This is a genomic window from Nostoc sp. UIC 10630, assembly GCF_010747425.1.
GTDB lineage: Bacteria > Cyanobacteriota > Cyanobacteriia > Cyanobacteriales > Nostocaceae > Nostoc.
The window spans coordinates 1-20,239 of record NZ_JAAGOG010000156.1; the positions used below are offsets into that span (position 1 = coordinate 1).

Annotated in this window: 19 protein-coding genes; 7 read left to right on the forward strand and 12 right to left on the reverse strand. The window is 42.1% G+C overall.

Going from position 1 to position 20,239, the window contains the following annotated elements:
• Positions 1–62: 62 nt before the first annotated feature.
• Positions 63–527, forward strand: coding sequence for a hypothetical protein (locus G1O98_RS27740; RefSeq protein ID WP_163934819.1), 465 nt, complete (start codon positions 63–65; stop codon positions 525–527).
• A 6-nt stretch (positions 528–533) separates the two neighbouring features.
• A complete protein-coding gene (locus G1O98_RS27745) occupies positions 534–1,091 on the forward strand; it encodes a glutathione S-transferase family protein (protein ID WP_163934822.1) in 558 nt (185 codons plus the stop codon).
• Positions 1,092–1,351: 260 nt separating this feature from the next.
• On the opposite strand, the gene G1O98_RS27750 is transcribed toward G1O98_RS27745, so the two are convergent.
• From G1O98_RS27750 to G1O98_RS27760, 3 genes are all read right to left on the reverse strand, one after another.
• Positions 1,352–1,843: a YajQ family cyclic di-GMP-binding protein gene (locus G1O98_RS27750; protein ID WP_163934825.1), complete on the reverse strand. Its 492-nt coding sequence runs from the start codon at positions 1,841–1,843 to the stop codon at positions 1,352–1,354.
• A 194-nt stretch (positions 1,844–2,037) separates the two neighbouring features.
• Complete coding sequence (locus G1O98_RS27755) at positions 2,038–2,436, reverse strand: MAPEG family protein (protein WP_163934827.1); 399 nt, start codon at positions 2,434–2,436, stop codon at positions 2,038–2,040.
• 87 nt (positions 2,437–2,523) lie between these two features.
• Positions 2,524–3,027: a hypothetical protein gene (locus G1O98_RS27760; RefSeq protein WP_041565591.1), complete on the reverse strand. Its 504-nt coding sequence runs from the start codon at positions 3,025–3,027 to the stop codon at positions 2,524–2,526.
• A gap of 186 nt (positions 3,028–3,213) precedes the next feature.
• Here G1O98_RS27760 and G1O98_RS40885 point away from each other — a divergent pair, with 186 nt between their 5' ends.
• Together G1O98_RS40885 and G1O98_RS40215 are read left to right on the forward strand one after the other, a co-directional pair.
• Positions 3,214–3,282 (forward strand): hypothetical protein, encoded by a 69-nt coding sequence (locus G1O98_RS40885; RefSeq protein ID WP_345940599.1) that lies wholly within the window; start codon positions 3,214–3,216, stop codon positions 3,280–3,282.
• 76 nt (positions 3,283–3,358) lie between these two features.
• Positions 3,359–3,640, forward strand: coding sequence for a DUF4188 domain-containing protein (locus G1O98_RS40215; RefSeq protein ID WP_265578500.1), 282 nt, complete (start codon positions 3,359–3,361; stop codon positions 3,638–3,640).
• A gap of 41 nt (positions 3,641–3,681) precedes the next feature.
• Here the strand turns inward: G1O98_RS40215 and G1O98_RS27775 are convergent, their stop codons facing one another.
• Complete coding sequence (locus tag G1O98_RS27775; protein ID WP_163934832.1) at positions 3,682–4,776, reverse strand: phosphotransacetylase family protein; 1,095 nt, start codon at positions 4,774–4,776, stop codon at positions 3,682–3,684.
• Between the two features lie 458 nt (positions 4,777–5,234).
• On the opposite strand from G1O98_RS27775, the gene G1O98_RS27780 reads away from it, so the two are divergent.
• Positions 5,235–6,215, forward strand: a complete 981-nt coding sequence (locus G1O98_RS27780) for an aldo/keto reductase (RefSeq protein WP_163934835.1) — start codon at positions 5,235–5,237, stop codon at positions 6,213–6,215.
• A 314-nt stretch (positions 6,216–6,529) separates the two neighbouring features.
• Here the strand turns inward: G1O98_RS27780 and G1O98_RS27785 are convergent, their stop codons facing one another.
• The 4 genes from G1O98_RS27785 to G1O98_RS27800 form a co-directional block, all read right to left on the reverse strand.
• Entirely contained in the window at positions 6,530–6,907 is a 378-nt protein-coding gene (locus tag G1O98_RS27785) for a response regulator (protein WP_114086157.1), read from the reverse strand.
• Positions 6,908–7,277: 370 nt separating this feature from the next.
• A complete protein-coding gene (locus G1O98_RS27790) occupies positions 7,278–10,649 on the reverse strand; it encodes a PAS domain S-box protein (protein ID WP_163934839.1) in 3,372 nt (1,123 codons plus the stop codon).
• Between the two features lie 26 nt (positions 10,650–10,675).
• On the reverse strand, positions 10,676–12,673 hold the full coding sequence (locus G1O98_RS27795; RefSeq protein WP_163934842.1) for an ATP-binding protein: 1,998 nt from the start codon (positions 12,671–12,673) through the stop codon (positions 10,676–10,678).
• A gap of 520 nt (positions 12,674–13,193) precedes the next feature.
• Positions 13,194–13,694 (reverse strand): fatty acid hydroxylase, encoded by a 501-nt coding sequence (locus G1O98_RS27800; RefSeq protein ID WP_163934845.1) that lies wholly within the window; start codon positions 13,692–13,694, stop codon positions 13,194–13,196.
• An 804-nt stretch (positions 13,695–14,498) separates the two neighbouring features.
• On the opposite strand from G1O98_RS27800, the gene G1O98_RS27805 reads away from it, so the two are divergent.
• On the forward strand, positions 14,499–14,936 hold the full coding sequence (locus G1O98_RS27805) for a GNAT family N-acetyltransferase (RefSeq protein WP_163934850.1): 438 nt from the start codon (positions 14,499–14,501) through the stop codon (positions 14,934–14,936).
• Positions 14,937–15,038: 102 nt separating this feature from the next.
• Here the strand turns inward: G1O98_RS27805 and G1O98_RS27810 are convergent, their stop codons facing one another.
• Positions 15,039–17,255, reverse strand: a complete 2,217-nt coding sequence (locus G1O98_RS27810) for an ATP-binding protein (protein WP_163934853.1) — start codon at positions 17,253–17,255, stop codon at positions 15,039–15,041.
• A gap of 554 nt (positions 17,256–17,809) precedes the next feature.
• Here G1O98_RS27810 and G1O98_RS27815 point away from each other — a divergent pair.
• Positions 17,810–18,736, forward strand: coding sequence for a cobalamin-binding protein (locus tag G1O98_RS27815; RefSeq protein ID WP_163934855.1), 927 nt, complete (start codon positions 17,810–17,812; stop codon positions 18,734–18,736).
• A 158-nt stretch (positions 18,737–18,894) separates the two neighbouring features.
• On the opposite strand, the gene G1O98_RS27820 is transcribed toward G1O98_RS27815, so the two are convergent.
• The 3 genes from G1O98_RS27820 to G1O98_RS27830 all read right to left on the reverse strand — a co-directional run bounded on the left by G1O98_RS27820 (position 18,895) and on the right by G1O98_RS27830 (position 20,198).
• Complete coding sequence (locus G1O98_RS27820) at positions 18,895–19,197, reverse strand: TMEM165/GDT1 family protein (protein ID WP_012411060.1); 303 nt, start codon at positions 19,195–19,197, stop codon at positions 18,895–18,897.
• Between the two features lie 89 nt (positions 19,198–19,286).
• The gene (locus G1O98_RS27825) at positions 19,287–19,718 is read right to left on the reverse strand and encodes a TMEM165/GDT1 family protein (RefSeq protein WP_163934858.1); all 432 of its coding nucleotides are present in this window, start codon (positions 19,716–19,718) and stop codon (positions 19,287–19,289) included.
• A 129-nt stretch (positions 19,719–19,847) separates the two neighbouring features.
• The gene (locus G1O98_RS27830; RefSeq protein ID WP_163934862.1) at positions 19,848–20,198 is read right to left on the reverse strand and encodes a YkgJ family cysteine cluster protein; all 351 of its coding nucleotides are present in this window, start codon (positions 20,196–20,198) and stop codon (positions 19,848–19,850) included.
• Positions 20,199–20,239: the final 41 nt, after the last annotated feature.

The window sequence follows — 20,239 nt, forward strand, 5'->3', positions numbered from 1 at the left end:
CATGCCCCATGCCCCATGCCCCAGCATCTAGATTTAATTTTTAAGTTTTGAGAAATTTTCCAATGACAACTGCAATTTCCTATCCCAATGCCCCTGATTTAGCAACCGATGACTACATTGTTCTCGGCTTGGCAACCTGCTTCGTCAAAGAAGATGGAGAAGTTTATCAAATCGAAGTCATAGAACCGATTCCCTCTGCGGCTTTAGAAGCGCTTTTAAAAGGCATTCCTACCTCCTATAAGCTGGCTCATGCAACAACTTTGGGATCTGTCTTGGATGGCGATTCGCAATTCCTGCCAGATGGCTTCCCAGAGTCGGCTCAGTTTGGAGAGGAATTTGTGCCGCGAGTATTTGCAGCAGCTCGTACATACAAGCGTCGTGAATCTGCAAAATCCCTGATTCCATTAGGCACAAACTACACTGAATTTAAGTATTCCATTGAGCGCAAACGGGTGCTAAATGCCGCTAGGGTTGTAACAAAAGAAGATAACGTTAAACAACATTCTCACACTCACAAAGTTCTTTAAGTAATTATGCTCAAACTTTACGGTGGCGCTCGTAGTCGAGCCTCAATTGTTCAATGGTATTTAGAGGAAATACAAGTTCCTTACGAATTCGTCAAACTCGATATGCAGGCGGGTGAACACCTCAAGCCTGAATATTTGGCAATTAACCCAGTTGGTAAAGTTCCAGCAATTGTTGATGGGGATTTTCAGCTTTGGGAATCTGGGGCAATTTTGCTGTATCTTGCTGAAAAGTACAGTAAAAGTCCACTTTCATTAGAGGAACGTGCTGTATTTTCCCAGTGGGTGTTGTTTGGCAATTCTACCCTAGCTACAGGGATTTTTGTAGAAGCAAATCGGGAGCGAGAAATGCCCCGCTTGTTGAATGCGTTAAAGGAAATTTTCAGTAAGCAGCCTTTTTTGCTGGGTAATGAGTTCACTGTTGCTGATGTGGGAGTGGGTTCTATTCTGAGTTATATTCCCATCATGCTGAAGCTAGACCTCAGCCCTTACCCAGAGGTGTTGAACTATATCAAGCAGTTATCTGAGCGTCCGGCATTTCAAAAAAGTATTGGCGGAGGGACTTGATTCTAGTCAACTTAAGCCTCGGCTAATGGAATGATGCCTCCGGCACGCCAAGGGGGAACGCGGCTACACAAACAAAGCCCACCTCCGTGGGCTAAGATAAGAGAAAATTAAGGTTTTTAACCCGCACAGGCGGGTTTTGCCTGTGTAGACGCGGTTTCTAACCGCCCTTTTAGCGTTAAGTTAACTACCGTGTCTTAGATCCAAACAAAAAATCTTCACAAAACTGAGTTTGGATAGGTAGTACCCACCATGCAAATGTTTTAACGATAATTTGTAAATTGCAAAGCTACCGGGTAGTCTTCTTGTTTGAGTCGCTGCATGACTACTTGTAAGTCATCTTTAGATTTGGCAGAAACCCGCACAGCATCACCTTGGATTGAGGCTTGTACTTTTTTGAATTCGTCCCGAATCAATTTGGAAATTTGCTTGGCGATTTCTTGACTGATGCCTTTTTTGAGTTTGATTTCTTGACGGACGCGATTACCGCTAGCTGATTCAACCTTGCCAAAATCAAAGATTTTCTGGGAGAGGTTACGCTTGGCGGCTTTCTCTCGCAGAACGGTATGTACAGAATCTAAGGTAAACTCGCTGTCAGTACTAACGTTAATGCTTTCTTCGACCAACTCGACAGTAGTTTCAGTGTCTTTGAGGTCGTAACGACCTTTGATGTCTCGTATCACTTGATCGACAGCGTTAACCAACTCTTGTCGGTCAAAGTCGCTCACAATGTCAAAGGAAAATGTAGAAGCCATAAAACATTTTAGATTTTAGATTTTGGATTTTAGATTGGGTATGGATTTTGGCTTGGCTATTGGCTATTGAAAAGAGGCAGAGGGACGGGGTGCTGCTCTTGCTGAGGGGAAAACTTCTCTCCCTTGCTCCCTACTCCCTTGCTTGTTCCTATTCCCAATTCCCAATTCCCCATTCCCCATTCGCCATTCCATACTTAATTAGTAGCTTGGATAATGCTCAAGAAGATGAGAGTGGTAGAGCCAAGCATACCAATGGCAAACATGAGCGATCGCAAAAGGGGTATATTCAAAATATAAAAAATCGAGTATAGCAAACGAGCCACCACAAAGGCGATCGCAGCCACTTGTCCTGTAAAGGAATTTACACCAGTTACATAAGCCATCAATGCGGCTGCGGCAAATACCATAAAGGCTTCAAAGGTGTTCTGATGTGCCCAAGTAGCTCGTTGGGCATAAGGCGGCAATTTATCAAACATGGCGCGAGGAGTAGCAAGCATTTCCTTGCCAATACGCACACGGGCATAAGCTACTACCAAAAATGGCAGGTAAATCAGAACGACAGCAGCAGCAATCGAGTACAAAAAAATTATCATCACTTAATTGTTGTTGGTTATTAGTCATCAGTCATCAGTCATTGGTCATGAGTCAAATACAAATGACAAAAGACAAATGACAAATGACTAATCAAAGTAGAAAAGCGTTACCACTTTTCTTTGTTCTTCTGCATCTTGACAAGTTTGCAACAGGGTGCGACTGTCGTGAAACGCAAAACAGATCAGTTGCTGGCAACGGGAGACAATCTCCTTGTTGCACAAGTAACTAGCTTCAGCAAGAGACAGATTATCATTACTGGGATTTTCCACTAAATGCATTACCTGTTCTAGCTGCTGGCGCGACTCCAAAGGCTGGCGTTCCAGGCTTTGGGGTAGAATCACCGTCAACAAATTTGCATCAGCCCGCGTTGCTCCCTTGATGGCAGCTGAGTTTGTACCTGTAGCACCAGAAGTAATGATGCGATTACCCGATAAAACTAGGGCATAAGTCATCATTTCAATAAGATTCTGGTGCGTAATCGGAACGTGACGAGAACCCAACAAGGCGATTCTTTTAGAACCCGTTTGCTGGATGGTCGCCAGTTCTTGCGCTAATGTGTCTAGGTTAATAAGGTCTGTTGATTGGCTCAAAGATAGACATAATCCGATTAAACGACCCAGATATTTTACCAAACAGCGTGTAGATGCGAGGAAAACTTGAGTTAGACATTGCTACAATTTTTCGACTGTTTGGTTCAATAACTCCATTGCTTGATTACACCAGGTTAGCCAATTTGTTTCATAAATAAATTTATCTACCCACGAGGGGTAGGACTGATTCAGTATTGGCGATCGTTTGAGGATTTGGAGTATTTTGCCAGAAATCAAGCTGATGCACACCTATAAAACTTGGCAAAGATTTAATCAAGCCATTGGTACTGATGCAATACTTTTCGGTTTTTGGGGGAAAGGTTAAAGGGTAATGGGGAAAGGGTTTGAATTTCCCTTTCCCCAGATCAAAAGAGAGATTATTAGGTTTAACCGAAAAGTATTGGGTACTGATGGTAGTGTTGGTATTTGGCACGAAACTTATTTAATCGAACCGGGAAGAGATGAAGCGATTTACGGAAATATGCCTGTTTTTGGATTAGCTGCTGCAACTAAGCACGTCCCAGCTATGGGGCGGAGGGAAACAGCCCGCCGTCGCCTGGGAGGTGACAACGAGCTGGTTATGCCTTTACCAGTAATACAGCCTCCTAACTGATAACTGAGCATTGATGATCTCAATTATTTGAGTTAATGAGGTTAAGACAATGCTGCTGCGGGAGTTAAACCCAGTTTCGATAACAAGCGGTCAATGTCAAAATGCTCAGACATTAACTGGCGAACGCACTGAACCTTAATCGGCTCGTGGAGACGGACTTGGCCAAAAGTACGGTTAACAATTTCTACAGTGGTGAGAGTGTCTAAGTCAACAGATAGAATAGGGATTTCTAGTTCTTCAGCACGACTGAGAATGAACGGTGGCGGTGGTAGTTGCCCGGTGAGAATTAAACATTGGGTAGAAGTTTCCAAAGCGGCTTGCTGAATTTCTACGCGATCGCCTCCTGTCACCACCGCCATATTTCGGCGTTTACGGAAATACTTGACAGCAGAGTTGACATTCATTGCTCCAATTGCCAGACTTTCCACCAACAAATCCATGCGATCGTTGCGACAAAGAACATCAGCCTTTAACTGCTTCACCAGTTCGCCAACACTAATACTGCGGAGCAAATCGCTACTCGGCAGCATAGCTAGCACAGGAATCCCTTGCTGTTCCAAAAACGGACGCAAGAGAGTGTTAACCGCTTCTAGTTGGGTGACAGGGATATCATTGATCACAACTCCCATCAAGCGATCGCCCACACGCCCTTTAGCAGCCAATAGCGCCTCAACCGAAAGCAACGATTTATAGCGGCTTACTAACAGCACGCCAGCATCCAATACTTCAGCCATTTGCAGTAAAGACAAGTCAAACAAATTGCCTTCGGAAAAATCACCAGGCCCCTCCAGTAATACCAAATCTCCTTGGGACATTTGCAAATATTGCTGTATTAGGGATTGCTGATAATCGGTTTTGTCTTCCCCTCGTAAGCGCTTTTGCACATTGAGTTCATCCAAAGCCAGCATTGTAGGTGCAACACGGTTTTCCGGCAAATTGAGGCTAAGAGCGATGAATTGGACATCTTCCTCAATTACGGTTCCACTAGACGAATTTAGACACGTACCAAGCGGTTTACCGTAGGTAATATCCAGTCCTTTTTGCTGTAGCTGATGAGACAAACCCAGAACAGTTGCAGATTTACCGCTGTAGGTCTCGGTTGATCCAATCAGCAAATATTTAGGGGATTTTGGCACACATGCACTCCTAATTTCAAAATTCAGAAGAACCCAGCTAGGTGTTTCCTAATTCTAGTTCCTTCTGGCAAAAGCCTTTCGCTCTCACAAATTAAGGTTTCCCATAATTATCTTCTAAATAAGCAGGGGTAAGCAGACTCGTTATCACTGGACTATGGGCTTTTTGAGTCAGAATGAATTCTGTTTATAGGGTTTACGCAAAATTACACGCGCGGTAGGGGCAATACCCTGCGGCTAATCCGTTGGAGAACTTGTAGACGCTCCATGTATACATGAATTGCCCTAAGAAGAAAATCTTTCTTTTTGGCTAAGATTTTGCGTAAGTTGGATGATAAATATATTTTTTAATTACTTTTCTCAGGAAATACTTCTAAGTGTAGATGGCTAGATGATAGGGAAAGGCATAATGCTGAAAGAGTTGATTTTTTCTGACCAATTACTGACTAGGAGATTATTTGATGAAAACCAGAAAACTAGGGAAACTTGGGTTAGAAGTTTCAACTATCGGACTTGGTTGTATGGGAATGTCTGAGTTTTATAGTGGTCGTGATGAAAATGAGGCGATCGCTACAATTCATCGAGCATTGGAACTTGGAGTTAATTTTCTTGATACTGCCGATATGTATGGGCCTTTTACTAATGAGCAATTAGTAGGCAAAGCAATTAAAGATCGTCGAGATCGAGTAGTATTAGCAACCAAATTTGGCAATGTCCGCACTGAAGATGGTGGTTGGAAAGGAATTAGCGGCAAACCCGAATATGTCCATCAAGCTTGCGATGCCTCACTAAAACGTCTGGGAGTAGAAGTAATTGACCTCTATTATCAACATCGGGTAGATACAACCGTACCCATTGAGGATACTGTAGGAGCAATGGCGGAGTTAGTAAAGCAAGGAAAAGTGCGTTATTTAGGGCTTTCAGAGGCTGCTCCGGCGACGATTCAGCGGGCTGTGGCAGTTCACCCTATTGCGGCACTCCAAACAGAATACTCTCTTTGGAGTCGAGAGCCAGAGGATGAGATTTTACCTACTGTGCGGGAATTAGGAATTGGGTTTGTTGCCTATAGTCCATTAGGAAGAGGGTTTTTATCAGGTGCGATCGCTAAACTTGACGATCTAGCACCTGATGACTATCGCAGAAATGCGCCTCGCTTTCAAGGTGAGAATTTTGATAAGAACTTGAAATTAGTTGAGCAAGTGAAGGCAATTGCCACCGAAAAAGGAGTAACCGCTAGTCAGCTTGCACTAGCATGGCTATTGGCTCAAGGAGAAGATATTGTCCCAATTCCTGGTACAAAACGCCGTACCTACTTAGAGGAGAATATTGCAGCTACCGAAATTACCCTGACTGAAGAAGAGTTGAATCGACTGGAAGCAGTTGCACCAAAAGGTATCGCAGCAGGTGAGCGCTACCCTGACATGAGTACTGTTAACCGTTGATCCATTAACGAAATGTAACCAGATTTATGCCGATTGTTCCCAGTAGTGCGATGTCTACGACGGGCTACGCCTACGCAGTGAAAAGCTAGGACTACACAAAATAATTATGTTGTGAATCAAGGTAAGTATGTCATTTCAGGTTTTTATTAATCATTTTCGGATGGTAAATAGACCTGCGCTGTAGGGGCAATTTATGTAGATGCAAAGCGGCTTCCCTCTAGATATTGTCCCTACGACATACATGGTTTTTCAAATCATCTATACTTAGTATTTATTGTGAATACGATAAGCTTTAAAGTTGTTCATAATTTTACTCAAAATCCCAACACCTGCCTTGATTTTTCAAGTACTTCTTTGGGACGAAATGGTTTAGTTAGATATAAATCTGCACCAACCTCAATCCCTTTTTGTTTATCAAATTCCTGTCCTTTAGCTGTCAATATGACAATGTAGATGTCAGTCATTTCCAAGTCATGTTTAACAATGTGGCAGACTTGCAAACCGTTCATTTTAGGCATCATCACATCGAGAAAAACTAGATTTGGTTTTTCAGTTTTAATAGTTTCAAGAGCTTCTTCTCCATTTCTAGCAGTTAGAAGTTCTACACCCTCGTCTTCTAATGCTTCTAAGGCTTGTTCCATCAAAATCAAGATATTGGGTTCATCGTCAACAATCAGAATTTTATGAGTCATAAGATTTAGGGATTGGGGATTGGGAATGGGAAATTGAGAATGGGGAATGGGGAATGGGAAATTGGGAATAGTAATACCATTTCTTTGTGAGGCTGCGCCAAATTTTCTTTCTTCCTTTGTGTCCTTTGCGCCCTTTGCGGTTCGTTCCTTATATAATTTGGCGCATCTTTATACAGAATTGGTATAAGTTCTAAGCTTGACGCTTTACGCTTTGTGTTCAGAGGTTGAAGTTTCGAGTTCAGAAGTCGAAGTGCCAAGTTCAGAAGTCGAAGTTCCGAGTTCAGAAGTCGAAGTGCCAAGTTCAAAGCTCAAAGTAATCATCTTTACTCTAAATTCCTAATTCGCAATTCCCAATTCCCAATCGGAGAGATTACTGCTCAGACAGCATAATAAAAAATACATTTTCTAACTCTTTCTCAAACCGTAGGGTTTTCACCAAATCACCTTCTTGAGAGAAGATAGAATCGATGATGATCATGTCAGGTTTGGCTGACAGAGCTTTATTGATGCATTCTTGCGGATTTGAGGCTTCAATCACGTTGTATCCCTGAGCTTCTAGTACATCGGATAAGGTTTTTAAAGCTGATGCATTTTTATCTACAACTAATACCTTTTTACTAGAAGTACCCTGGTAAAGCAGTGAGCCAATTTCGTTGAGGAGTTTCTCTGTATTAATGGGCTTGGTGAGATAGCGATCAATACCAATATGGTAGCCCCGTTCTTTGTTTTCAATAATTGACAAAATAATGATCGGAATGTCTGCGGTCTGAGGATCATTCTTGAGAACAGCTGCCACATCAAAACCGTTGATTTGGGGCATCATCACGTCCAAGAGAATCAGATCGGGACGGGCTATTTTAATTTGATGAATTGCATCCACGCCGTCCTTTCCTTCCTGAACGTTGTAGCCTTCATTTTCTAGTTGTTGACGAAGCAGTTCCCGAATGTTAGCGTCATCATCCACAACTAAAATGGTTTTACGGTTTTTGTTCACCACTGGGCTTGTGGTAATGACGTGTTCTTTAAGTTGTTTGACTAGCGTATCCAGATTCAGATTAGCAGTGGTTTTTTGATCGCTGGTGTAGGTGGGAATGATGAATGAGAATATACTGCCATTCCCTGGTTCACTTTCAACCCAGATTCTACCGCCATGATGATCGATGATTTGTTTACAGATGGGTAGTCCTAACCCTGTGCCTTTGGGTTTGTCGGTGAGGGTGTCACCAACTTGGCGGAATTTCTCAAACACTTTTGGCTGATCTTCTGGTGCAATCCCAATGCCTGTGTCGATGACGCTGATGCAAACACCGTCGTCTCCTTGTTTGACGCGGCAGGTAACACAACCAGATTCGGTAAACTTAACGGCATTGGAAATCAGGTTGATTAAAACTTGCAGCAGACGGTTGCGATCGCCTACTATCTGAGGCAGTCCAGGTTCAATCTCGCTAACCAACTGCAAGCCATTGGTTTCAAACAACCCGGCGGTAGAATTGGTTGCCCAATCGAGTAATTCGCTGGGATCGAGCGGCTGCATCTGCCATTCCACCTTACCTGCTTCCATCTTGGCGATGTCTAAGACATCGTTAATCAAAGATGTGAGCCGTTCTGCTTCCGACACAATAATGTTGAGATTATCCGCCACCCGCTTAATGGTTTTTTGAAGCTTGCGGTCTTCAGTAGAAATTATTGGAAACACATCGGTTTCTAGCTTTTCTTTAATAATTGATGCAAAACCGAGAACAGAAGTTAGTGGTGTTCGCAGTTCGTGGGAAACCGTTGAGATAAAGTCGGTCTTCATCTTGTCAATCTCTTTTTCTGCTGTTATATCCCGAATCAGCAGCGCAGAACCGAAGCAGGCTAGGGGTTCTTGCTCTACCGTTTTTTTGAAAATAGCGGTCGCCACTGCCTGACCAATACGTTCCTTCGTCAGTGCAACTTCAGCAGAAAATACCTCTTCGGGATGAGATTGAGTTCGAGCAACCAGTTCTGCTAAACCAGATATCGGCAGTTCTCGGTAGTGACCTTTGAGGGCGGTAGCTGTCAATCCATACATGGTTAAAAAGGCAGGATTGAAGTGGGTAATTTGTCCTGCGGTGTCTGCCACTAACAAACCATCTGCTAAGTTATCTAAAATGGCATTTAATCCCTGCGCTTCTGCTAGGGTATTTTGCAGGGCAGCTGTCCGGTCTACAACTCTGGCTTCCAGTTCTTGATTCAGTTGCCGTAGAGCGATTTCTGCTTGTTTGCGTGCAGTGATGTCGGTATTGATTTCCATCACCGCGCAGGGCTGACCAGAGATGTCTCGTTGCAAAGTCCATCGACTCTGGACGGTAATCAGTTTGCCATCATGGGTGAGGTGTTGCACTTCTCCTTCCCAATTACCTTGCTCTAATAACTCTGCGATGATTTCTTCTTTTGGTTTTGGAAAAGTTTTTTTGATAAATGCTTGAATGCATTGGCCTTTTACTTCTTCACGCGTCCAACCGTAGAGTCTCTCGGCACCCTGATTCCAGTGAGAGATTTTGTCGCTCATATCACGGACGATGATGGCATCGCTGGAATGATTCAACATATCCAATAAACGTTGATTTTCAGCTTCTGCTTGTTTGCGATCGTGAATATCATTACAGGTGCCAATCCATTCCCGAATGCTGCCGTCTTTCTCCAGGACAGGGGCACCACAGACAGAGAAGTAGCGGTATGTGCCATCTTTGCTACGCAACCGATATTCGGTTTGGTAGATAGCTCGGTTTACCACAGCAGTATTCCAAACTTCTGTGGAACTGGCACGGTCATCGGGGTGAATTGGATCAATCCAGCCCCAACCCTCAACTTCAGCTTCGCTCTGCCCCGTATAGTCCATCCAGGTGAGCATTTCATTGCTTATTCCCAGTCCTTCCGGGGTAGCTCCCCAGACGATCTGTGAAGTAGCAGTTACTAACGAGCGATATCGTTCTTTAAGACGCTGATTTTCGGCTTCTGCCAGCTTGCGATCGTGAATATCGGTACAGGTGCCAATCCACTCCTTGACGCTGCCATCTTCTTCTATAACGGGCGCACCCCAGACCCAAAAGTAGCGATAGTTGCCATCCTTGCCACAAATTCGGTATTCAATTTGATACATACTCAGGTTTGCCACGGCAGCACTCCAGACTTCTCCTGTGTAGGCGCGATCGTCAGGATGAACAGCATTAATCCATCCCCCATTCTCAGCTTCAGCTAGACTTTGACCTGTATAAGCTATCCAGCTTGCCAGTTCAAAGCAAATTCCTTCTGGTGTGCTTACCCAGACAATTTGTGTATTAGCTGTCACCAGAGAGCGGTATCGGGCTTCACTCTGTTTCAGGATTTGTTCATTATGTTGGCGTTCCTGCTGAATGCGTCGAAGGTCGCTGATATCCTCCACACTAGACCAGATCAGTTGCTCCCCATCTTTCTCAATCATCAGTCCAGAGATTCTGACCGGAACCAGATGCCCATCTTTGTGGATTAACTCCTTCTCATAGGGGCCGTAGCGACCAGTTTGTTCCAGCTTCTCTAGCGTAGCTTGGTCGGCGGCCGCATAGTTTTTTGGAGTAATTTGCCAATAGCTGAGATTTAGGGTTTCTGGAACAGTGCGCCCCAAAATTTCAGCATAAGCATGGTTGATATTAATTAGCGTCCCATCTGTTCGGCATAATGCTAGGCCAACAGGACATTTTTCAAATAGCTGACTATTGTATTCATCAAGTTGCTTAAACATGGCTAAGGTTTCTCTAGTAGCGTATTTTAGGTAGGGTTAGAACAACAGAACCAAGACAACAAAGTGGCGTAAAGCTTTAATGAAATTGGGTGGCGTTGGAACATCTGGTAAATTTCATCGGGTGATGCAGTTTCCACATCTGGATTGTGCTGTGAAAGTCGCTGGATTAAGTGAGTATGGCGGGTCAGTAAATCCGTCGGTTTGAGCATTGGGATTGGTGAGCGAATGAAGCCATTGGCATCGGGTATATGGGGTAATATCGTTGTGGCAGTTGGCGAGGCAGAGGTGTAATTCTCTTCTTCAGTAGGGGCCACCACTGCACAATTTAAGGGAATCTGAATCCAGAATTCTGTGCCTTCACCGGGTTGAGAACGACACTTGAGCATTCCTCCATGTTTGTCTACAACAATTTGATAGCTGATTGCCATACCTAATCCGGTTCCCTTACCAATATCTTTTGTAGTGAAAAAGGGATCGTAAATGCGGTGAATAACCTCCTCCTTCATGCCTGGGCCATTGTCGGCAATTAGAATCACAGCCCACTGGCGATCGAGAACTTTGGTACGAATAGTGATTTGGGGAGTGGGGAGTGGAGAGTGAGGAGATGGCGGAACAAGAAGATGGGGTGAATGAGAATTTTTCCATTCCCCATTACTCATTGTCTCCTCCAAAGCATCAATGGCATTTGCCAGGATGTTCATAAACACCTGATTCAACTGTCCGGGATAGCATTCAATGAGGGGAAGTTTTGCATAGTCTTTGATGATTTCAATTGCCGGACGGTGAATATCTGCTTTCAGGCGATGATGAAGAATCATTAGCGTTCCGTCGATACCATCATGGATATTGACGGCTTTCATTTCTGCTTCGTCGTGGCGGGAGAAGTTTTTCAGGGATTGGACAATTTCTACGATGCGACCGGTGCCCAGTTTCATCGAATCTAGCAGTTTGGGGAAATCCTGCATGATAAATTCCAGGTCTATATTGTCTAACTCTGATTCCAACTCTGGAGGGACAACAGGTAGGAATTTCTGATAGTTTTCCAATAGGTGCAATAAGTTTTGGGCGTATTCGGCAACATACTTTAAATTGCCGCAAATAAAGTTAACCGGGTTGTTGATTTCGTGGGCAACTCCGGCAATAAGTTGTCCGAGACTGGACATTTTTTCGCTTTGAATTAACTGAGTTTGGGCCAATTGCAGCTCATGAAGAGCTTTCTGAAGCTTTTTTGTCTGGGCTTGTGCCTGAACTGCTGCTTGAGTGCTTTGCTCATAAAGCAAAGCTTTGTCAATGGCGATCGCTGTTTGAGAGGCAAAGATACTCACAAGTTTCAGGTGTTCAGCTTTGTATGAATCGGTTTTGGATGCCCCAATCGCGATCGCTCCCAGTACCCGCTCTTTGGCTCGTAACGGTACACAAATTATGGCGCTAACGTTTTTTTTCACCTCTAATCGAGGATCGGTTTGCACATCATTGATCAGTTCTGCCCGGTTGGATTGCACAATGTTGCCAATAATTCCCTTACCTGGTTGCGGGTGGCTATCGTCAAAAAACTCTCCAAATTCGGCAATGATTTCAAATGCAGTTGCATCTGGACTCAAAAGCAGAATCATCCCCGCAGACGATTCAATTAATCGACTTAATTCCTGAAGCACGAGTTGAGCAATCTGTCGCGTATCCAAACTTGTTGCGAGTTGAGTCGAGATATCGTCAAACAAATCAATTTCTTGGTATCGCTCCAGCAATTCTATGGCCAGTACTTTCTTCTCAGCTTCTTGCTTGGCCAACAATGAGAGCAAACTTGCAACTAGAATTGCCTGCTCTCCTCCCACAACCCAACCGATGATTTCTCCTGACATCTCGATTGGATATCGGTTTTCGGTAGTTTGCTCCCCAATGCTAAGTAGTTTTGTGCCATCTACTAGTTCAACATCAATCGCAATGTTGAGCTGGTAGACTAAGTTATGAAGGAGAGATGGCAATTCTTTTTTGTTGAGAATCTTTCTGAGGCTAACTGGGGACATAAAACACCTCATAAGCAGCAAGTTGCAAATTAACCCCAGTCAAGCAAATTGGGTGATTAATTTTATCAATGAAGACAGGAAATACAGGGCAAGAAGTGAGACAGGGCGCTCTTGGGGGTTTTCCCCATGAGTGACTGCGTTCGCGTAACGTCTCCGTTCGCAAAGCGTGCCCGAAGGGCTTAGGAGATACCCGAAAGGTAGAAGGAAAACAGCCCTCTCTGGAAAAGAGAGAAATTATCATAAAAATCTAGAGATATAATAATTTACTAATTAAGACTAGTTTTCCCAAAAATATTGGCGAAATAACAGTGAAGTTGAACATTAGCAAATACCTTTATACTTCGTTACAAAGGTATACTTCTGTTTGTGTAACTCGCTTATTTTAGGACTTACACAAAGCCACATACAGTAGGGGCAATTAATATATTTTTCTGAAAAGATAAATATCGTACCAAAAGAAGCTGCGATCGCAACTTCTTTTGGTACGTTTAAAAAGTATTGAGATAAGTAGTAGCTTCAGTTAGATCCGAGAGTAGCGAACACGAAGTCTGAGTAACCGAAGCCAGCGTAACCACATTTGTGCAGGTTGTTCAAAGAATGTAAAAATATCACCGAAACCTAAATTAGTTTTGTGATGATGTAACCAGTGTCTCTCAGGAGTAGTAACAAATAAAATTTGGCATAAAATATTTATAGGCTTTGGAGTTTGCCAACCAAGTACACTTATGTGTCTCCACCATACATGAAACTGACCAAGCAGTAATCCCGAAATAACGCCAATGGGAGAGAAAGACCACAAGACTACTGCTATGAGTACATAAGGCAAAGCTCCTAAGATACCATCTAAAAGAACTTGAGGATTAAAAGTCAGAATAGCGTAGTGGCGGAAATCTTTTTTCCAGGAGTGGTGCGTTTTTAAATGAAGGCTACCAAAAACATGCTCGGGTACGTGGTAAATAAATGTAGATAGAAAATCACCAAAAAACAGTAATAACCAAGCAACAGCGATAGCCTCAAGCATTTGTACTCCTCAAGAATAGTTAAGAAAACTCCACAGAAAATATGCAAATGTCATGCTGTCGGCGTAGACACCTGGTTTCCTCCGTGCAAACAGCATTTGTGCTTATCATGGGTCTACGCTCCAGTGAATTTGGTTCAGAGTATATGTAATTGGATCAGTTGCAGTTTCATGAATCTCCAATCCTTAAATGCAGTAAACAGTAACTCCTAAGAACCTCCAGCTTGACTTCTAGCTCTAGGTTAGTGGTAGTAATACACCTAAAAACCGATTGGAATACAGTATTTTACCAGAGTTACTACACAATCTTCTTACTAAGGCATACAGCGTAGGCAAAGATTGAGTTAAAGTTAGTACAAATTTAGGTTAAGACTTTTTTCGAAATTGTTAATTACAAATTGATTGCAATCAAGTCTCAATGATGAATTTAATCAGAGCCACAGAAATAAGGATTCTGCCAAAACAACTTGGGTCATCAAGGTGAGTAAAGTGAGTTTACAATTAAATTGAGATATGGCAAAATTTTGAGTATATAGAACTAACATGATTTTTCAGAGACAAGTGATGTAAAATCTACATTTAGATCCCTAAAATTCAATTCAAATTTTACCCATAAAAAGTAGATAAATGCCTTGATTTGGCTACGAATAAGCTAAAATTAGTCCTGACATTATGATCCTATAATAGAAAAAATAACCCTGTTTTTTATAAGCGGGTTCGGATGAGCTTCTGAGGCGAAATATGACTATTCTAAGCATATTGCCATATATCCTAATTATTTTATAATCTAACAACAGAAAGAGCTTGATGAGTAATTTATCTATAAAAGTTGCTAAAATTCCTCAAGATTTTCCTACAATTAAAGCAATTAGACAAGTAGTCTTTCAGGATGAACAAAATGTAGATCCTGCTTTAGAATTTGATGGCAAAGATGCAATATCTGAGCATTTGATTGCTTATTTAAATGAAGAAGCTGTTGGTACTGCCAGAATTAGATACTTGGAAGATAAAACTGCCAAGATAGAAAGGCTTGCAGTTTTATCTACAGCTAGAGGACAGGGTATTGGTACAAAAATTATGGAGAGGGCACTACAGATTATAGCTAACAAAAATATTACAGAAGTTGTGATTCACGCTCAAGAATATGTGAAAAATTTATACAGAAAGCTGGATTTTATAGAAGAGGGAGAAATATTTGAAGAAGCAAGCATTCGCCATATAACAATGAGAAAAAACATCTCATAGTCTAAATAATCTGCTTATTTTAATAACTGGTAATCACAGCAGTTGACAATGATTTTAAATACTAAATTGCCTAACCAATAAACAATAAATTTCATAGTAAAATTAGCTCAAGTATCGCATTAGTAATGACTCTAGATGAACTGTGCGGATTGGCTTAACAAGATAGTCATTAGCACTACCTGGTAACTTATTAATTTCTTTTTCTATAGGTTCGTTCAAGGTCATTATTACAATTGGTGTATCTTTCCAAGAAGGCTTTTGTCTAAGGAGATTTAGCAAATTTAAGATACTAGTTTTTTTAGTTAGCTGTAAATCAAAAAAAACTAAATCTGCTTGGAGGCTTTGCACCTGGTTCAAAAAATCGTTTTCATTATCTATCCACTTGACTTTATAGCCAATTGACTGAAGATAGTCTTGCAAAACTGTTGCAGTTTTTTCCTCTTCTTCTATAAGTAAAATAGTTTTATTTTTGGGGATGTCTGGGGAGGAGGATAAAGTAAACTCTTCTCTCTCATCTCCCTGATCTTCCTCATGCTTTTCATTTTCGACTGCTTTCGAAAGTACTGGATTTGGTAGAAACAAAGTGAACTGACTACCTTCTCCTAAAGTCGATGTAACAGTTAAATCTCCACCATGCAAACGCGCTAGTTTGCGTGTTAAAGCTAAACCTAAACCAGTGCCTTCATACTGCCGATTTAATTGGCTATCAAGCTGTTTAAATGGTTCAAATAGAAATTGAAACTGATTTGGGTCTATACCAATTCCAGTATCTGAAACTGTAAAGGTTATTCCTTGAGGTACTTTTTTCACTACCAGCGATACATCACCGGCTGGGGTAAATTTAATGGCATTGGTGAGCAAATTGAGTAGCATTTGCTTAATGCGCCGCTCATCAGCAATACAAATATCCTCTTGTAGGTCAATTTTGTAGGTGAGTTTTAACCCCTTTTCTGAGGCGCGATCGCGCACTGTCCAGATGGCATAATTACATAAATCAGATACTGGTAAAGGTGACAGTAACAGTTCTTCTTTGCCTGCTTCTACCTTCGATAAATCAAGAATATCGTTAATCAGTGCCAGCAAATGCTCACCACTACTATATATACAACTTACATATTCGTTCTGCTTTTCATTGAGAGAGCCAACTACTTCTTGTTGCAGCAACTGTGATAAGCCCATAATCGCATTAAGAGGTGTTCGCAACTCGTGGCTCATGGTTGCTAAAAATTCACTTTTTGCCCGACTAGCAGCTTCTGCTGCTTCTTGAGAGGCACGTAGTTTCAATTCTGTTTCCTTGCGTTCAGTAATATCCTCAATCATCGCTAGAAAAAACTCAGGTTCACCATTGCTGTCTGGTATAACAGAAACAGAGATATGAGTCCAAACTAGGCTACCATCTTTATGTAAGCAGCGTCTTTCCATCTCAATGCGATGTTTATCGACAGCCTGTTCCTCAAGTTGGGAGACTGGGAAGGCGAACCTTGAAGTTTTCCCTGAGTTTTTGCCAATTTCTGACACCAGTTGTTTGTAAAGTTTTAAATCCCCCTTTTGCGTGGAAATGTAATCTGTAAAGCGCTTACCGTATAGTTCTTCTCGGCTGTATCCTAAAATCTCGCACATTACCGGATTAGTATCGACTATCTGCGCTTTCATATCTATAAGTCCAATACCAATAGAAGAACGTTCAAAAATTGCTCGAAATTTCGCCTCACTCTGCCGCAGTGCTTCCTGTACCATGTTTCGCTCGCTCGCTTCTATAGCCAAAGTCACGAAATCTGCAATCGAGCCAGCAAAAGTTTCTTCTTCTAAAGTCCACTCGCGAAGTTCGCCTATGTGTTCGTGGCATACTACGCCTACCAAACGACCCTCTAGCCAAATGGGTGCATCCAGTAGGGATGTGATGCCTAAAACACAAAGATAAGGCTGGGATAATTCTTGGGTTCTTGTATCGTTTCTGGCATCATTTGCGGCAATGGTACGTTCTTCTTCTAAAGCCTGGAAATAAGCTGGATAATTTTCTTGTGAAAGCCAGTTACCAAAGCTATGCTCCTTAGTGTTTACATCATATAAATCGATGCATTCAATTTTTGAGCGTTCTTCATTATATAACCACACCCCAACTCGCTTGACTAAGAGCGTCTGAGCGGCAGTTTCTGTGATCTCTCTCAATACTGCATTAAGATTGCCTTGTTGAAACGTCTTGCTTCTTGCTAGTTGTACTAATGTCTGGTTTTGTTTTCGACGACTATTTTCTCTGATTTGTAAAGCCTCTTGGGACTGATTTTGCTCTGCAATATCTCTAGCTGACACCACCTGCATTACTTGACCTCAAGAAGAAATAATTTTGCCTTCGAGTTCTACGCAAAAAGTAGAACCGTCTTTGTATAACTACAATTACTTGGTATGGTTTTTCATAACCGGAAAGTATATTTTTTATAATTTAATTTTTCTAATTCTAGATAACGAGTTCCAAACTAGACTTTGCTAATCACTTTTATTACTTTATGGCAGTAATTTTTGCCAGGGGATAATTAGCATTTACAGTAATTTCACTATCAAGTAATTTCACACAAATATTAAGTAGTATGGTGTTTTGATTCGGGAAATAGAGAGTGATGTAGTCTATTTATTTTAATTACTTGAAAAAGGCTGTAAGTCAATTTATTGGTTAGTGTTAATATTAATTCATTTTTTTTGGAACTGTACAAAATCAAGCTTACTGAGGCAATGGGACATAAGTCCTAAGCTCTGGAGCAACTTCACAGATAATCAAGATGATTACCAAAACACCGTTGATTCCCCTAGAGAAAGATACCTAATGGCTAAAATTTTGAGAACATTAAGGTAATGGCAGCTTTTATGGAGGTGGAGCGATGACAGTTAGTAATGTAAGAATTGTTTCCCTGATTCCCGGTGGAACAGAGATTTTAGCGGCACTAGGATTGGTTAATGCTATTGTGGGGCGATCGCACGAATGCGATTACCCTCCAGAAATCCTCGATCGCCCCGTTTGTACCCAAGCACGCTTAGACTCTAATGCCTCCAGCAGCCAAATTAACGATGAGGTGAACGATTTATTACAATCTGCTCTCAGTATTTATGAAATCAAAACTGATGTTTTAGAGCAGTTGCAGCCTACTCACATTCTCACTCAAGACCAGTGTGATGTTTGCGCTGTTAGCTTAGACGAAGTTGAAAAGGCAGTTGCCACACTCATTGACAGTAAACCACAGATTATTTCTTTACAACCCAATATTCTCCAAGATATTTGGGCTGATATTGAGCGAGTTGGTAATGCCTTCGAGGTAGACTCGGTAAAAGCCTTAGAAAATTTAGAAGCTCGCGTCAAAATTTGTCAGCAAAGAATCCAAGGACTTTCTTTAAATGAACAGCCTACAGTTGCCTGTATCGAGTGGACTGATCCTTTGATGGTTGCCGCCAATTGGATTCCTGAATTAGTTAACTTGGCAGGAGGACAGTCTCTATTTTGTTATACAGGTCAGCCTTCTCCTATCTTGCCGTGGGAAACACTATTAACAACTGATCCAGATGTAATTGTTTTTATGCCTTGTGGCTTTGATTTAAATCGCACTCGCCAAGAAGCCAAATTGTTAACTCAACGTCCAGAGTGGGAAAAACTACACGCTACGCAAGCTGGTAGAGTCTACATCACTGATGGCAATTCTTACTTTAATCGTCCAGGGCCACGACTGGTAGATTCTCTAGAAATTTTGGCTGAAATTTTACATCCCGAAATTTTCCAATACGGCTACAAAGGAACGGCTTGGGAACTTTTGTAAAGAAGAATTCAGAACTCAGGAGTCAGAATTCAGGAGTCAGAATGGGTTAAACCTTAGCTATCCGCTAACAGGAGTCAGTATGAATTAGAGTCCGGTAGCGTTTTAACTCCATCCCTTTATGGGTAGAGTCTTCTGAATTCTCTCTTCTGAGTCCTTTCTCATGGTGTTTCTTCAGAATCCGCCGATGGTTCGTTGTTAAATAACAGCAAGCGTGCAGCAAGGATGGCAAATCCGATCGCAGCGATCGCTTTTAACAAACGTGTAGGTAATAATTCGGCTACTGCTCCCCCTGCTAATGCCCCCAACAGGCTAGTCAACAGCAATGCGCCTGCTGCACCAAAAAATACTGCACGCGGAGAATTAGAACGCCCTGAAAGTGCGATCGCTGCTAGCTGACTTTTGTCACCTAATTCTGATAAAAAAACTGTAATAAAGCTCAGTCCTAAAAGATGCCAATCCATATTATTAAGGGGGAATGGGGAATGGGGAATGGGTAATGGGAGTTTCTCTAATGACAAATGACAAATGACCAATGACAAATGACTAATGACTAATGACTAGTAAATACATCCCAAAACAGCATTAGGGAAATTACCAACAACATCACACCTGCTGATTTTTCTACAGTTTTTGGGCTGAGTCGGCTAGCCATCCAACTACCTAAAAGTACGCCTAATAAGCTGGTGGTTATCAGCGCCGCTGCCGATCCGAGAAATACCACCCAAGGCGAATGAGATTCTGCACTCATTAATAGGGTGGATAGCTGAGTCTTGTCTCCAATTTCTGCGAGAAAAATGGTTACAAAAGTTGTGCCAAAAACTACTAACACTGATTGCTGCTTTGGAGGACTATCGGCAACTACAGGCTGAACTCGCTGGGCGATCGCAGGAGTTAAGTTAAAATCAGTGCTGTCTTTCACTTCTAGCTCGATTTCAGTCTGAGCTATGCCAGAAATCTCCAAAGGTGCAGAGTCAAGTTTCACAAGCAGTAGTTTGGGTTGCTAGGTTATTTTCATATTTCTATCATATTCTCAGATTGTTGTAATAAATTGCAACTACATAAATGGTGATAAAAAAATTATGGGGGTGTTTTTGTGTCCTAAAGATCCTCCTTATAGCCCAATAGCTTGATCGAAGCGTAGTATTTCTAAACTGCGATCGCCGTATACTCCTTCTATTTGCTGGCGACAGCAGTCTATAGCAAAATCGTTGACTTCTTCAGGTTCAACCCCATACATATCTTGAAAAACCTCTGGTTCCACGCGGCAGAAACGAGGACGATCTGAGTAGATGCGACATTCGCGCGTGGTATGGTCGAAATTAACGCACCAGCCGCCTTCGCCTACCATGCTGAGATAGAGTTCTAGTTCTGGTGGAGAGAGATACTCATCCAAATCTGGACGATCTGCTGGATCAAGATTACAGCAGGCTCCACATTGTTTTACACATTGCCAAGTTGCCATTTTGAATTAGGGAGTGGGGAATGGGGAGCGGGGAATGGGGA

What these genes read in the sequence shown, in the direction of transcription:
- G1O98_RS27790 (WP_163934839.1), bottom strand. Translation starts at nt 10,649, where the DNA reads ATGTTTAAGCAACTTGATGAATACAATAGTCAGCTATTTGAAAAATGT.
- G1O98_RS27785 (WP_114086157.1), bottom strand. Translation starts at nt 6,907, where the DNA reads ATGACTCATAAAATTCTGATTGTTGACGATGAACCCAATATCTTGATT.
- G1O98_RS27815 (WP_163934855.1), top strand. Translation starts at nt 17,810, where the DNA reads ATGACAGTTAGTAATGTAAGAATTGTTTCCCTGATTCCCGGTGGAACA.
- G1O98_RS27820 (WP_012411060.1), bottom strand. Translation starts at nt 19,197, where the DNA reads ATGGATTGGCATCTTTTAGGACTGAGCTTTATTACAGTTTTTTTATCA.
- G1O98_RS40215 (WP_265578500.1), top strand. Translation starts at nt 3,359, where the DNA reads ATGGGGAAAGGGTTTGAATTTCCCTTTCCCCAGATCAAAAGAGAGATT.
- G1O98_RS27830 (WP_163934862.1), bottom strand. Translation starts at nt 20,198, where the DNA reads ATGGCAACTTGGCAATGTGTAAAACAATGTGGAGCCTGCTGTAATCTT.
- G1O98_RS27745 (WP_163934822.1), top strand. Translation starts at nt 534, where the DNA reads ATGCTCAAACTTTACGGTGGCGCTCGTAGTCGAGCCTCAATTGTTCAA.
- G1O98_RS27805 (WP_163934850.1), top strand. Translation starts at nt 14,499, where the DNA reads ATGAGTAATTTATCTATAAAAGTTGCTAAAATTCCTCAAGATTTTCCT.
- G1O98_RS27810 (WP_163934853.1), bottom strand. Translation starts at nt 17,255, where the DNA reads ATGCAGGTGGTGTCAGCTAGAGATATTGCAGAGCAAAATCAGTCCCAA.
- G1O98_RS27740 (WP_163934819.1), top strand. Translation starts at nt 63, where the DNA reads ATGACAACTGCAATTTCCTATCCCAATGCCCCTGATTTAGCAACCGAT.
- G1O98_RS27800 (WP_163934845.1), bottom strand. Translation starts at nt 13,694, where the DNA reads ATGCTTGAGGCTATCGCTGTTGCTTGGTTATTACTGTTTTTTGGTGAT.
- G1O98_RS27755 (WP_163934827.1), bottom strand. Translation starts at nt 2,436, where the DNA reads ATGATAATTTTTTTGTACTCGATTGCTGCTGCTGTCGTTCTGATTTAC.
- G1O98_RS27780 (WP_163934835.1), top strand. Translation starts at nt 5,235, where the DNA reads ATGAAAACCAGAAAACTAGGGAAACTTGGGTTAGAAGTTTCAACTATC.
- G1O98_RS27795 (WP_163934842.1), bottom strand. Translation starts at nt 12,673, where the DNA reads ATGTCCCCAGTTAGCCTCAGAAAGATTCTCAACAAAAAAGAATTGCCA.
- G1O98_RS27750 (WP_163934825.1), bottom strand. Translation starts at nt 1,843, where the DNA reads ATGGCTTCTACATTTTCCTTTGACATTGTGAGCGACTTTGACCGACAA.